10 protein-coding genes are annotated in these 14,158 nt (G+C 44.4%); all 10 read left to right on the plus strand.

From position 1 onward, the window contains the following. The first annotated feature begins 13 nt into the window (after window positions 1-13). The 10 genes from HDCHBGLK_RS12785 (at window position 14) to HDCHBGLK_RS12825 (ending at window position 14,137) form a co-directional block, all read left to right on the plus strand. Window positions 14-3,196, plus strand: coding sequence for a type I restriction endonuclease subunit R (locus HDCHBGLK_RS12785; protein ID WP_004608196.1), 3,183 nt, complete (start codon window positions 14-16; stop codon window positions 3,194-3,196). After that, window positions 3,196-5,751 (plus strand): YgjP-like metallopeptidase domain-containing protein, encoded by a 2,556-nt coding sequence (locus HDCHBGLK_RS12790; RefSeq protein ID WP_004608197.1) that lies wholly within the window; start codon window positions 3,196-3,198, stop codon window positions 5,749-5,751. Before HDCHBGLK_RS12785 ends, HDCHBGLK_RS12790 begins: the two co-directional genes overlap by 1 nt. Before the next feature lie 21 nt (window positions 5,752-5,772). Further along, window positions 5,773-7,602: a DUF262 domain-containing protein gene (locus HDCHBGLK_RS19470; RefSeq protein ID WP_004608198.1), complete on the plus strand. Its 1,830-nt coding sequence runs from the start codon at window positions 5,773-5,775 to the stop codon at window positions 7,600-7,602. After that, entirely contained in the window at window positions 7,521-8,798 is a 1,278-nt protein-coding gene (locus HDCHBGLK_RS20220; protein ID WP_233440762.1) for a DUF4268 domain-containing protein, read from the plus strand. Before HDCHBGLK_RS19470 ends, HDCHBGLK_RS20220 begins: the two co-directional genes overlap by 82 nt. Window positions 8,799-8,814: 16 nt before the next feature. Then, window positions 8,815-10,053 carry a GIY-YIG nuclease family protein gene (locus tag HDCHBGLK_RS12800; protein WP_130574602.1) on the plus strand — a complete coding sequence of 413 codons (1,239 nt, stop codon included), beginning with the start codon at window positions 8,815-8,817 and terminating at the stop codon, window positions 10,051-10,053. Window positions 10,054-10,075: 22 nt separating this feature from the next. Further along, complete coding sequence (locus tag HDCHBGLK_RS12805) at window positions 10,076-10,513, plus strand: hypothetical protein (RefSeq protein ID WP_004608201.1); 438 nt, start codon at window positions 10,076-10,078, stop codon at window positions 10,511-10,513. A gap of 59 nt (window positions 10,514-10,572) precedes the next feature. Beyond that, window positions 10,573-11,184 (plus strand): zinc ribbon domain-containing protein, encoded by a 612-nt coding sequence (locus HDCHBGLK_RS12810; protein ID WP_130574603.1) that lies wholly within the window; start codon window positions 10,573-10,575, stop codon window positions 11,182-11,184. Window positions 11,185-11,248: 64 nt separating this feature from the next. Next, window positions 11,249-11,581, plus strand: coding sequence for a transposase (locus tag HDCHBGLK_RS12815; protein WP_004607686.1), 333 nt, complete (start codon window positions 11,249-11,251; stop codon window positions 11,579-11,581). Then, the gene (locus HDCHBGLK_RS12820; protein ID WP_130574604.1) at window positions 11,578-12,486 is read left to right on the plus strand and encodes an IS3 family transposase; all 909 of its coding nucleotides are present in this window, start codon (window positions 11,578-11,580) and stop codon (window positions 12,484-12,486) included. The genes HDCHBGLK_RS12815 and HDCHBGLK_RS12820 overlap by 4 nt, the downstream gene beginning before the upstream one ends. Before the next feature lie 724 nt (window positions 12,487-13,210). Further along, window positions 13,211-14,137 carry a recombinase family protein gene (locus HDCHBGLK_RS12825; RefSeq protein WP_004605814.1) on the plus strand — a complete coding sequence of 309 codons (927 nt, stop codon included), beginning with the start codon at window positions 13,211-13,213 and terminating at the stop codon, window positions 14,135-14,137. Window positions 14,138-14,158 lie beyond the last annotated feature (21 nt).

Here is a 14,158-nt window from a genome sequence, read left to right on the forward strand (position 1 = left end):
AGGTGCCTGTCGAATGAGTATTGGCGATGCCGAAATTAAAACACAGGAAAGAGTGATCAACTTTTTTAAAGATCCGGAGATACTGGGCTACCAGTATCTTGGTAATCTTTCCGATTTTCAGAACAAAAATATCAAAGAAGACCGGCTGCGTCAGTATCTTCGTTTGAAGGGCTATTCTGATAAGCTGGTTGATGCTGCCGTTATGCAGCTTCAGCAGGAATCGGGTAATCTTTCTCGCGGAGTATATGATGCCAATAAGACTGTTTATTCTCGTTTGAAATATGGTATTCCGGTCAGCGAAAGCCCGGAGAAACCGCCCGTTACGGTAGAACTTATTGATGAGAAGAATCCTCTGAACAATGATTTTGCGATTGCTGAGGAAGTTACTGTTGTCGAGCAGCAGGAAAAGAGACCGGATCTTGTTATTTACTTGAATGGTATCGCTGTTGCTGTTATCGAGCTGAAACGAAGCAGCATCTCCGTTTCAGAAGGTATCCGTCAGAATCTCACAAACCAGAAAGACTCGTTCATTCAGGGTTTCTTTACCACCATGCAATTCTGCATGGCCGGAAACGAATCAGAAGGGCTGCGTTACGGTACACTCCTGACTGGCGAGAAGTTCTACATGGAGTGGAAGGACGATGGCTTTAAAGAACACGAGGATGAACGTGATCCTGTGGATGTTCGTATCAGCAAGACGTGTGCTGGCATTGAAAACAAGCTCCTGCAGCAGATATACGCAATGTTCGATAAGGAGCGTTTCATCGACCTTATCATGAATTTCGTTGTCTTTGATAAGGGTATTAAGAAGGTATGCCGCTACAATCAGTACTTCGGCATCAAGCGTACTCAACAGAGACTGAACAATCTGAGAACAGAGCTCCATAATCCTGACAGAGATCAGGACAAGCCAATGGGTGGTATCCTGTGGCATACACAGGGCTCAGGAAAGACCTTAACGATGGTCTGGCTCGCTAAATGGATTTTAACGCATTGGGAAGAACTGAATGCTCGTGTCCTGATTGTTACTGACCGTGATGAGCTTGATGAGCAGATTGAAAAGATATTCACGGGAGTGGACGAGAATATTGTTCGTACCAAGAGCGGTAAGGACTTGCTGAACCGTCTGAACGTGTTTGATGATTCTCTTATTTGCTCTCTGGTTCATAAATTTGGCCGCCGTGGCGGTGAAGCAACCGAGAATGACTATGACAAGTACATCGAAGAGTTGAAGGCGTCCCTTCCTGCTGATTTTGAGGCAAAAGGAAATCTTGTGGTATTCGTAGATGAATGTCATAGGACGCAGTCCGGTAAGCTGCATACAGCTATGAAGACCATCATGCCGAATGCTGTATTTATCGGTTTCACCGGCACTCCTCTTTTGAAAAAAGATAAAAAAATAAGTATTGAAGTATTCGGAACCTACATTCATGCCTATAAATACAACGAAGGCGTAGCCGATGGTGTTGTTCTGGATCTGCGTTATGAATATCGTGATATTCCACAGGATTTGTCATCACAGGATCGTGTTGACCAGTGGTTTGATGTAAAGACCAGAGGTCTCTCTCCACGTGCCAAAGCAAAGCTCAAAGAGAAGTGGGGCACGATGCAGAAAGTTTACAGTTCCCGCTCCCGTCTTGAAAAAGTGGCATGGGACATCATTCAGGACTTCAATATGAAGCCTCGTCTGATGGATGGCAACGGAAACGCTATTCTTGTAGCTGATTCCATTCCGACCGCCTGCAAGTATTATGAAATTTTCCAGCAGATGGGCTTTAAGAAGTGCGCCATCATATCGTCCTATACTCCGAATAAGGGTGAACTGCGCACAGACACCGTCAGTGATGAAGACGACACAGAGACTTTCTTGAAGTATGATACCTATCTTAGAATGCTGGGACTCGATCCTGCAAATCTTCCGAAGAACTTCGGATCTATTCAGGCGAAGGTAGAGGAGTTTGAAAAAGAGGCAAAACGTAAATTCGTTGAAGAGCCTGCTAACATGAAGCTCCTTATCGTTGTGGACAAGCTTCTTACAGGATTTGATGCGCCGCCTTGCACTTATTTGTATATCGACAAAAATATGCAGGATCATGGTTTGTTTCAGGCTATCTGCCGTGTAAACCGTCTTGATGATGATTCTAAAGAATTTGGCTATATCGTTGACTACAAGCAGCTGTTCGGAAAGCTTCAGACAGCAATGAAGGATTACACATCTGGCGCGTTTGAAGGTTATGATCCGGAAGATATTAAGGGGTTGGTAAAAGACCGCCATGATGAAGCTATCGCATATTTTGATGCAGTCTATGATGCGGTAGAGGAGCTTTGCGAAGGCGTTGAGGAACCTCGCGAAGACCTCCAGTACATTCATTATTTCTGCGGCGTTTCCGGTCAGTCAGAAGAAAGCGATGAGATCTACGCTCGTTTGAGAGAAAAGCTGTACAGGCTTGTCAGCAGCCTCGTCAGAGCATTTGCCGAAGCAAAGCCGTATCTGGTTGACGATATTTCATCCGGCAAACTGAATGAGTACGACAAGAAGGTCACCTTCTACATAGAACTGAAAAAGACTATCGGTACGGCCAGTGGAGACTTCCTTGATTTGAAGGCATATGAACCTGATATGAGGAAGATGATCGATAATTATATCACCGCATCGGATGCTGAGAAAATTGGCGATTTTGATGACCTAACGCTGCTTGATTTTGTCGCAAAGCAGGGTGAGACGTTGACCGGTGAAGGCGATGAAGGACACAAAGAAGGCGCTGCGGAAGCAATTGAAAATAACATCCGCAGGAAGGTCATCGAAAAAGTAACCGTCAATCCGCGCTATTATGCCAAGATGTCAGAAATCCTTGATAAGCTCATCGAAGAACGTAAGCAGGGAGTTCTTGACTATGCGCAGATGCTTGAAGAATATATAAAGCTGGCTAAGGACGTCGATTGCCCGGAAGACAACGACAAATACCCGGAGAGCATTCGGAAAAGCAAGGCGCTCATGGCTATCTATGATAACAGTGGTGAGGATGAGAAGCTTGCACTCAAAATTTATAAAGCAGTCAAAAAACAGGCCTTGTCCGGATTTAGAGACAATCAGGTGGTTGTCAGAAGAATAAAAAAAGCCCTCTTTGAAATTTTAGGTGACGATTCCGAAGTGGAGCGCATCTATAAAATCATTGAGAAGCAGGAGGAATTTTAATGCGCATTGTCATTTCCGGTATTCCGATAGATGTGCAAAAAAAGAATATTAAGAACATGCATCTTCAGGTGAAACCGCCAGATGGACATGTGGTAATCTCTGCGCCTTTATCGGTAGATGACAAAGCGATAGAAGCGTACGCAAGGACACAGCTCGGTTTTATCAAGAAGTCAATCGGCAAATTTCAGGATCAGCCGCGTGCTTCAAAAAGGCAGTATGTTTCCGGGGAAACAATATATATCTGGGGAAAGCAGTACTTTCTTGTCTTTAAGCCGGATAACCAGAAGAACAGCTTCGAGATACAGAATCAGAATATCATTCTTTCTATGAGCGCCAAGAGCACCGTAAAGCAAAGGGACGCTTATGTAAAAGAGGAATACCGGAAGATCCTGAAAGAAGAAATCGAAAAGCGCCTGCCAAAATGGGAAGCCCAGACCGGACTGAAATGTGACTCTTGGCAAACAAAATACATGGTTACGAAATGGGGAGCTTGCAGCACCGACAAGAAGAAGCTGTGGTTCAATCTGCAGCTCGCCCAGAAGCCCTATAGATGCCTTGACTACATTATTCTTCATGAGCTTACGCACCTGATTACAAGAAAACACGATGCTACCTTCATTGCGCATATGGACAGATATATGCCGAATTGGAGAGAAGTTCGTAAGGAACTCAATGACAGCAGACTTGACTACTATGAAGCACAGGACGAGAGCCCACTTCAGAAGCTGATCGACCAGTCTCGTTACGACGACATACGGGATGCAGCCATTGCTTACATAAATGAAGAACTTTCCGGTGAGCAGAAGAAAACGTCTGTTGTTGATGTTGAAATTGAAAATGTTATACGAATAGAGCAGCCGGAGGAAGGTGTAATAGCGTTTGACGTCATTGCATCATGTGACGTGGAAATGCCTTCCAGCTCTCGTAAGGGATATTTTACTGAGAAGTGGCTTAAGATTCATTGTCAGGTCACACTTGGCATTGATATGAGCGGGTTTAGAATCATGTCAATCGGTGACTGCGAACCACAGGAAGAATCGGATAATGACCGTCTTTCCGGAGAATTAGTACCGATCATTGCTCGTGACCAGTTTGAGGATGAGGCGGAAAAATTCCTGATTCGATATTGTCCGGAAGCATTGGAAAAAGCAAAAAGAGTTCCTATCGAAACAATAGCCAGCGACATGAAATTGCAGATTATTGAGGATGTGCCGCTGTCAGATGAACTCGCTTATTTCGGAACAATCATTTTCGACAATGGAAATGTGCTTGATAAGCAACGGAAAATTACAATACGAAACGCAAAACGAGGAACCATATACCTTGACCCGCGCGTATCGTATGAACGCTCAGTAGGTACAAAAAGGACAACTATTGCTCATGAATGCTTTCATTGGCATAGGCATCAGCCTTACCACGTGCTGATGAAAATGATCGGAGCAAACGATAACCTCGGAAGAGCGATTCAATGCCAGATATTAGCTAATACTACAGATTCAGATAAATGGAAAGCTGTAGATTGGATGGAGTGGCAGGCAAAAGGCGTCGCTCCAAGAATCCTGATGCCTGCAAAAACGACTCGTATGAAAACCGATGAGCTCCTTGCTGAATACGGCGGGGCTATGGAGGCTGGCATCAGTGATTACGAGAACATAATCGACGAGCTTGCGGCATTGTTTGACGTCTCCCGTCAGGCAGCAAAAGTTCGCCTGATTGATTTAGGATACACTAAGGCCGAAGGTGCGTATCCATTTGTGGATGGCCACTATGTTCGCGGGTATTCGTTTGAGCCGGAATCCTTGGAGAAAAATCAAACCTTTACGATTCCTTATGCGGATTTGTTCAAGGCATATTGCTTTGACCGGGAATTCAAGAAGCTGATTGATACCGGAAATTTTATATTTGCTGATCGTCATCTGGTCTTAAATGATGAACGGTACATCGTGCGAGATCAGGACGGAAATGCGGCTCTTTCGGAATATGCGCTTTCTCACATGGATGAGTGCTGTGTTGTATTCACAAAAGGCTACAGCTATCAGTCAAAGTATCAGGGCGCACGGTATTACACGCAGTTCATGCGTAATGCTGCTCCGATTGATAATCAGGTTGAGTATTCATTTGAGATGAATGCTCATAACAAAGCATTACTTGACCAGATAACAAATGCCAAGCGTAGATCAGAAGCACTGCGCAGGTACCCCGGTTCGTTTGCTGAAACGCTGGTAGAACTGCAGAAAGAGCGAAAACTCTCTAATAAACAGTTGGCGGATCGTTCGCTTGTCGGGGAAAAGACCATCCAGCGATTAAGAAATAACGAGGAATACCCCACAACGGTACAAACCGTACTGGCTTTATGCGTCGGGCTGAAGTTACCGCTGCCTGAAGCTGAGATGTTACTCGGAAAAACAGACTTCAAATTGAATTCCATGAAAGGCGAAGGATACGTGTATCAATGCGTATTATCAGCATGTGCAGAGAACTCAATTTATGAAATAAATGAAATGCTTGAAGCAAACGGTGTCCCGCCACTTGGCAGTGATCCGTCTTTGCAATAAAGCTGATGGAGGGAAAACACTATGGCAAATGAGCTGCAGCCGTTATCGCTGCTATTCCAAAATAGATTATTTCGAATACCGGACTACCAGCGTGGCTATGCATGGCTGCAACAGCAACTGGTGGATTTTTGGGATGACCTTGTAAATTTGCAGCCAGACCGCTACCACTATACAGGTCTTCTTTCTCTGAAACCACTGAAGAGCAAAGAAACCGTAAGCTGGGGTGAAGACCTCTGGCTTGTGGAGAACGGTTATAAGCCTTGCCATATTGTTGACGGTCAGCAGAGAATTACGACATTCGTGATCCTCTTGAATGAGATCGTAAACTTCGTCCGTGGTTTGGATGAAAATAAGGATAAGTCCGATAAGGAAATCACGCTGGGCTATGAGACGGTTGAGGAGATTGTCTCAAAATATATCTGTCGGAAGAGACCACCAAATGGCGTGGTGACTACATACCTCTTCGGATATGAAGTCGACAATCCAAGCGCAGAATACATGAAATATAAGGTCTTTGAGGAGCCGTACTCCGGTGCGGTGAACGAGACCTACTATACCAAGAACCTGAAATTCGCCAAGAACTTCTTTGCTGAGAATATCAGGAAGCTGTATGAGGAATCCGGAGCAGACGGACTTGAAGCCATAAACACCTTGTATAAGAAGCTCACCCAGCGCCTGATGTTTAATCTTCATGAGATAGATGATGACTACGACGTGTTCGTGGCCTTTGAGACCATGAACAACAGAGGCAAGAAGCTGACAAACCTTGAACTCTTGAAGAACAGACTGATCTATCTGACCACGCTCTATGAGGATGAGGTATTTGATGAGAAGGATAAGTCTGCTCTCCGGAAGAAAATAAACGATGCTTGGAAAGAGGTATATTACCAGCTCGGAAGAAATAAGAGTGTTCCGCTTTCAGATGATGATTTCCTGCGTGCGCACTGGATTATCTATTTCAGATATTCCCGTAAGCGCGGCGATGATTATATCAAGTTCCTTTTGAGTAAGTTCTCATCAAAGGGGATCTTTGAAAAGACTCCAGTTCTTGTGGAGGCTGAGACAGAAGCCGCTATCAGTGACGATGTTGCAGAATCCGACGATGTTGAGGGTGTGGATACAGAAGAACCTGAAACCATAGAGGTATCTAAGCTCCAGCCGAAGGAGATCGAGGAGTACGTCAACAGCCTGAAAGATATGGCAAAGTACTGGTACGATACCTACTTTCCGTTTGAAAGCACAAATCTTACCGCAGAGGAGCAGAAGCGTGTTGATAGGCTCAATCGTATCGGTATCGGGCATTTCAGACCGCTGGTTACTACGGTTATCAGCAGAAGAGATATTTCTGCAAGCAGCAGAGTGAAAATCTTTGAGGCTATTGAGCGTTTTATCTTCGTTGCATTCCGCTTGGGTAATTTCAATGCATCTTATGGCAGCAGTGATTATTATCGAGCCGCCCGTCAGGTGTATGTGAAAGAGATAGATGTTGACGAACTCAGCAAGGAAATCTATGACAGAACGACGAATGATATAGAATTTGCATCTCAGAACTTTGTGACCAGAATAGAAAAGTACTTCTCGACCGGAAACGGCTATTATGACTGGAACAGCCTGAGATACTTCTTCTATGAGTATGAGGCCAAGCTGGCTGAGAAGAACAACATTGACCCAGCTTCTGTACATGGTCGATGTTTACGAAATCAGAGAAGGTTAAGGTGTCTATCGAGCACATCCTTCCGCAGACACCTACAAAGTTTTACTGGCGTAATATGTTCCGTCAGTTTAAGGACAATGAAATCAAGATGCTTTCAGGAGCCCTTGGAAATCTCCTGCCGTTATCGCAGAGTGTGAACTCGGCTCTACAGAACGACAGCTTTGAGGATAAGAAGCACTCCAAGACTACTGGCCGACGCGGCTATGAAAACGGCTCCCATTCTGAGATTGAGGTGTCTAAGCTCGACGACTGGGATGCATTTGAGATATACAGCCGTACCGAGAAGCTTCTTGTCTTTATGCAGGAACGTTGGAACATTCAATTTGATGACGAGAAGTTAGAAAAGCTGATCGGTATTTCCTTCGTGAAGGATGGCCGTGAAATTCCGGAGGAGTTGGAAGAATCAACTGCAGCAAAACCGGAAACAGAAGACAGCTCCGATGGAGACGGGGATGACCAGAAGCTTCAATTCTGGACAGCCTTCGTTAATTATGCGACTGAGCATGGCAGAGCAAATGATATAGCAAAGCAGAAAGCGTCCGGTCATACTTACTATGATGTTCATATCGGTGCTAACGGGTATCATCTGTTTTTCTCGATTCCTTATGGAAAGCGAATCAAGATGGGAATCTACACCTACAATGTGGATACCTATAATCGTTTGAAGGAACTTAAGGATCAGATTGAAGCGGAATTTGGAGAGAGCCTGAATTGGGAATATTCAAAGCCGACAGGGACAACCAGATCTATCGTCATTGAAGAAAAAGCTGACGATTTCAATCAGGCAGAGCAGCCGAAGATCTTTGACTGGATCATTGATCATTTTGACAGGATCACTACGGCGCTTTCTATGGCAGGAGAAAGACTGAGCCTTAGCGGAGAGAATTCTGAAACAAGATTCGAAATAAGAAAACGCTACTGGACTTATGCGTTAGTGCAAATACATGAAGCGCATGGTAATCCCGGTTCCTTCAGCAATGTCAATCCGAGCACAGATAACTGGATCAATGGCTTCTTCGGCATAGGTGGCTTTTATCTTTGCTGCGTTGCGAATTTTGATTCAGCGCGTTCTGAAGTGGTATTTGGCAGAGCTGACAAAGATGAGAACAAGGCAGCCTTTGATGCGTTATATCAGCACAAGACAGAGATTGAATCAAAACTTGGTACAGAGCTCCAGTGGAACCGAGGAGACGATATAAAGTCTTCAAAGGTGTTTATCCAACTGGATGGTGTGAGTATCGAGAATGAAGACGACTGGCCTCGGATGGCGAAGTTCCATGCGGAATGGTCAAAGAAATTCTACGATGTGATCGTGCCTTATATAAATTTGTAAGTTGGAGGTAGTGAAGATGTCATCACTCGGAAAAAGTATACATCTATATTTGATGGACGGCTCTGCTTCCGGGAGATGGCAGGCTACGCTTTCTAACTGGAATGGAGTCGCCTACAAGATCCCACGAGGTGATCTGAAAGATTGCAGCGACCTTCCGGAGCTGAACACGCCGGGAGTGTACTTCCTTTTCGGTAAAGACGATGAGACCGGAAAGCTGTTCATCTATGTGGGAGAAGCCGATGACGCTCAAAAGCGTTTGCTGCAGCCACATACATTTGAAAAAGACGGCAGTTATTGGACAGAAGCAGTAATCTTCGTTACTCCCGATGGAACGCTTGAGAAAGGCCGTGTGAAGTATCTGGAGAACAGGTTCTTCACAATAGCAACGGAAGCCAAGCGATACATTGTAAAGAACGGAAATACACCGCCGCAGTCTCCAATGCCAAAGCAGATAAGAGATCTGCTGGAAGAATTCATCATCAACGCGCAGCTTATATTACCAGCGTTGGGCTATATGGCATTTGAGCCGCTGCCTTCATCGGGCAAAGATGATGCTGATGCCGATAATGAGCTCCTTTACTTTAGCAGGAATAAGGGCAAGGGTGGCAGTGCAATCGGCAGAATTACATCAGATGGATTCTGGGTACTCAAAGGCAGTTACATATATCCGCAGGTGGCAGATTACACGGCTTCCGGCATTAAAAAGGCCAGAGAAAACTACGCTGCCAGCATCGATAAAAACGGAATCCTTCAGGAAGATATATGCTTCGGTAGCCCGTCCTATGCGTCCACGTTCGTTTGCGGCAAGAACTCAAACGGTCTTGTCGAATGGAAGGATAAGTTCGGTGTCTCTCTGAAGAATCTTGATTCTGGTGAGGATGAAGCACCTGCTTCTGATAAGAAAAAAGCTGCAGTGAAACCTCAGCCAGCACCCGCTGTAAGCGCTAATGCCGAGATACTTCATCTTGCGGGTAAAAAGGTAGCGGCAACAGGACAGATAAGTGGCGACGGTTTTATCGTTATGAAGGGCTCCGGATTTAGTTCGAGTGAGACAAAATCATGCCAGACATGGATAAAGAGCCTCCGTGCTCAGCTCGTGGCTGATGGGAAAGTAAAAGACTGTGTGTTCACAGAGAATGTTTATTTCAAGAGTACTTCGGCAGCAGCGGCCTGCGTGACTGGCGGTTCTGCGAACGGAAACATTATGTGGCTCTATTCTGATGGGCAGAGCATAAAGGATAAAGCCAGAAAATAAGTATGTGACGGAGAAATGCTATATGGAGAAAGAAATCATAAGAATAACCATCAAGGGTAGTTCAGGCTACTGCTCATATGAGTATGTTTATGAGGACAGGCTGTCCCTTACTTCCGATAGCATTTCCTATGAATTTGTACCAGCACTGAATTCCCATATTCGTAAACCACGGAAGTGGTCATATAAGTCGAATAATCCGGAGTTCAAGAAATCCTTCAAGGCCATTGCAGAAGGCGTGAAAGAGGCTCTGGTAAACGAAACGATTGCCTTTTGCACCGACGTCGGCGGAATCGAATTTATTGTATCCTATGACGACAGATCGAGAGACAGACGTCAGTTCTGGTGTACAGCAGAAGATTTCAAAGAGCTGTTTGCGTTGATTAAGAGACTGGTGCCTGCAATCGAAGAGGTGCCGGAAACGCTGAAAACCAATGAAGATTATGAGGATAGTGATCTTTGATTCGCAAAATTACAAGTCCTATAATGAAATACAAATTGACAACGAAAGGTCGTGATTAAATGAGCAGAATCTTATGCCCGGAATGTGGCACAAAAATATCTGATAAGGCTACTAAGTGCCCGTATTGTGGTTTTCAGAGCGCTGATCCAAAGCGGCCTATTAGCGAACAGGATAAATACGAGGTGGTACCAATCTTTGAATACGACATCGAAGAGTGGAAGCCTAACCGCGGAGAATTAAGTGTTATTTCTTATGAAGATAACAAAAGCCTTATTCAGTATTTTGGCAAATGGGAAAACATACAGGCAAAACTTCCGGCTATTGCTGAAGTGATAGGAGCAATGGCTGGTAAGGATCATATTATGATCGCAAAGATGGATTCTTATGTTAAGGATCTGATTGATAAAGGAATCTACCGGTTTACGATAGATAAACAAGGAGAAATTCTTCCTACAATTCGTGACGCAGATGGCTTCGTGAAGCAGGTACGCCTTGAGGATATGGCGCTAACGCCTAATCTCACGCAGTCCTTAAACAATCTGTCAACACATGCGGTTATGGCACAGATCCTTGACGAAATAGAATATGTTGGTGATGCCATCAGAGAAATACACGTTGAGCTTCAGAATGACCGACTTGCGATGGCCGAAGGCGCAAGTGGTGTGGTATAAAAAAGTTGACAGCTTATTCTCAAGGATTTCATAATAAAACCAAGAGAATAAGGAGGTATTTAAAGTGGCACGTAAATATGACCATGAATACAAAGTACAGGCAGTAAAACTTGCCAAAGAAATCGGTGGCGCTAAGGCAGGTAAAGAACTAGGAATCCCTGAAGGAACCATGCATACATGGCTGAAAGCCGTAAGAGCTGGTAAGTTGGATATTGGGGAAGGTTCTCATACCCCTGCCAGCGCAATGAGCCTGTCAGAAGAGATTACCATGCTGCGTAAGCGGGTTAAGGAGCAGGATAAAGAAATCCGCCGCCTGAAGGAAGAAAACGAATTTTTGGAGGAAGCCAGTGCTTTTTTCGCCGCCAGCCGTCGGAAGTCAGCAAAAACCAGAGAATGATCTTTCTGGCTTTGAAAACAGAGGACGGCAGGATGACCGGGAAAATTTCATTTTACTGCCGGATGCTTGGTGTCAGTCGGCAAGGCTTCTATAAATATCTTGCAAACAAAGACCGTCCCTGGAAGTACCAGGATCTGGCGGATGCCATGAAAGAGATTGCCAGCGAGGATGAATGTAACGATACTTACGGACGGCTCCGAATGTATCAGGCGCCGTGCCTGAAGCAGCCGGAGGGAGTATCAATTCCCAGCGAGAGAACCGTATACCGGGTTATGGAGCAGATTGGCCTGAGCCATCGGCCAAAGCGAAAACCGAACGGAATTACAAAGGCAGACCGGGAGGCTATGAAATCGGATGATTTGCTGAAGCGGGATTTTCATTCAGATGCCCCATTGAAAAAATGTATTACAGATATCACGGAGATCCCGGCATCCAATGGGAAACTGTATGTATCTGCGATTTTCGACTGCTTTGATCTTAGTGTCCTTGGTCTGGCAATGGAAACAACCATGAAAGCAGATCTGTGTATCCATACACTGGAAAGCGCCCTGACTGCTTATCCTGCACTGGAAGGCGCGATCATCCACAGTGACCGTGGAACCCAGTATACCAGTGAGGCCTACCGCCAGACCATCCGGAAGTACCACATCCATCAAAGCATGAACAGTGCCGGAGGACGCTGCCATGATAATGCCCGCTGCGAGAGCATGTGGGCCAGAATGAAGACGGAACTTCTCTACGGCCGTTATGACACAAAGCAGATGACGGTAGAGGAATTAAAAGTACTCATTTGGAGATATTTCCACAGTTACTGGAATAACCGGAGGATCTGCTCTGCCAATGGCGGGCTTCCTCCTATGATAAAACGCAGGAAGTATTATGAGGATTTGGAACTGGCAGCATAGTCAGTGATATCCTTGAGAAAAATGTGTCAACTAATATTGACAATATCAGTCGCGCTCTTTATTGTGACAAAAGGCAAGCATGGTGGTGGTGGCAACAAAGCCTGAATCAAGGTTGAGGCTATGGCAGCGGCTACAGCTTATTGGCCACTCAACCACTGTGGCAGGTCGAGGCGATAGGCAGATATGTGAAATCGCATATTATAGGTAAGAGAGCAGTTTTCGACTTGTTCCCGTGAACGGTCAAAGTGGCTTATTGATAAGTTCTCGTGAACCGAAAATGCCCTTGACCAGTTCCCGATTACAAACGGAGCCGTTTTTCGGTAGTAAGGGGTAACTGGTCGATATGCAGACATCAAGATGGAGCAATCGTGCCATGTGGAGACGGTAGTATTGATGTCACGGACTGAAAAAAAAGGAACTGAAAAAGTGTAGGAAACAAGGGATTTCCGGGAGTCGGGGCCTGTCAGAGGATAGGTTCTGGTTCCCGGATTTTTTCATTTTATGGGTAAGTGGGAATTGGTCTACTATGGAAAATGGCGGAGAGTTGAGTGGATAGGATAGATATTGGGTATGTTGTGGAGACAGGATTGTTAACAAATGCAGGTTGAGTGGATAGAATGATTGTAAAAAGGCTAGTTATCATGTAAAATATGAATACAGATGTTAGTTAGCCTATGCTGATAGGCTGTTAGAAAAGATTACCTATTTGTAGAGGAGATGAGGTATGGACAATTTAAAAAAAGTTCATTTCATACCACCTAAACCACAGAAACGGGACAAGCGCGTCGGAATATATTGTCGTGTTAGTACGAAGAGTTTAGAGCAGCTACAAAGTTTGGCTGCACAAGTATCACATTTAACAAAAATAACGGCGGCTACACCGCAATGGCTTCTTGCGGATGTGTATATAGATATTTCTTCTAGCAAAACAGGTTCTTCGCGCAAGGAATTTAACCGTATGCTGGATGACTGTACATCTCATAAACTAGATATTATTTTTACAAAAAGCATCAGCCGTTTTGGAAGAGATACTGTCGAAACCATGGAAGCATTGAGTAAATTAAAAAGTGCTGGTGTTCGTGTAATATTTGAGCAGGAAGAACTTGATACGGCAAACACAGATAGTGACTTAATGATTTCAATTATTGAATCTTTTGCACAAGCGGAAAATGAGTCTCGCAGTGAAAATATAAAATGGGGCATTAAGCAGGGAGCAGCTTCAGGAACTTCGAAATTATATGATAGAAAGTGTTATGGGTATAAACATAATGAAGATGGCAAGTTAATCATTGATGAAGAAACAGCAGAAAATGTAAAAATCATATTTGACTTGTATTTGAGAGGACAAAGTGTATTGGGTATTATCAAAGAACTTGAGAAACGGAAAATCCCTTCTCCTACAGGGAAGGAGAAATGGTGTAAGAGAACAATAGATGTCATGCTGAGTAATGAGAAATACACAGGGGATGTTCGACTATTGAAAACTGGTAAAAGCAAAGTACATTATTTAGCAACGGATAATAATCCGGCGATAATATCAAAAGAAGTTTTTGAGGCAGTGCAGGTTGAGAAAGCTCGTAGGAGCAATGTGATGAAAGATGAAAATGGTAGCCAGAGAAAAAATCAAAAGTACAGTTCAAAGAGTAGATGATTATCGGTTATGTAAATGATA

The sequence above is a fragment of the [Clostridium] scindens ATCC 35704 genome, from assembly GCF_004295125.1.
Lineage (GTDB): Bacteria > Bacillota > Clostridia > Lachnospirales > Lachnospiraceae > Clostridium_AP > Clostridium_AP scindens.

What these genes read in the sequence shown, in the direction of transcription:
- HDCHBGLK_RS12800 (WP_130574602.1), top strand. Translation starts at nt 8,815, where the DNA reads ATGTCATCACTCGGAAAAAGTATACATCTATATTTGATGGACGGCTCT.
- HDCHBGLK_RS19470 (WP_004608198.1), top strand. Translation starts at nt 5,773, where the DNA reads ATGGCAAATGAGCTGCAGCCGTTATCGCTGCTATTCCAAAATAGATTA.
- HDCHBGLK_RS12805 (WP_004608201.1), top strand. Translation starts at nt 10,076, where the DNA reads ATGGAGAAAGAAATCATAAGAATAACCATCAAGGGTAGTTCAGGCTAC.
- HDCHBGLK_RS12785 (WP_004608196.1), top strand. Translation starts at nt 14, where the DNA reads ATGAGTATTGGCGATGCCGAAATTAAAACACAGGAAAGAGTGATCAAC.
- HDCHBGLK_RS20220 (WP_233440762.1), top strand. Translation starts at nt 7,521, where the DNA reads ATGTTCCGTCAGTTTAAGGACAATGAAATCAAGATGCTTTCAGGAGCC.
- HDCHBGLK_RS12820 (WP_130574604.1), top strand. Translation starts at nt 11,578, where the DNA reads ATGATCTTTCTGGCTTTGAAAACAGAGGACGGCAGGATGACCGGGAAA.
- HDCHBGLK_RS12790 (WP_004608197.1), top strand. Translation starts at nt 3,196, where the DNA reads ATGCGCATTGTCATTTCCGGTATTCCGATAGATGTGCAAAAAAAGAAT.
- HDCHBGLK_RS12825 (WP_004605814.1), top strand. Translation starts at nt 13,211, where the DNA reads ATGGACAATTTAAAAAAAGTTCATTTCATACCACCTAAACCACAGAAA.
- HDCHBGLK_RS12810 (WP_130574603.1), top strand. Translation starts at nt 10,573, where the DNA reads ATGAGCAGAATCTTATGCCCGGAATGTGGCACAAAAATATCTGATAAG.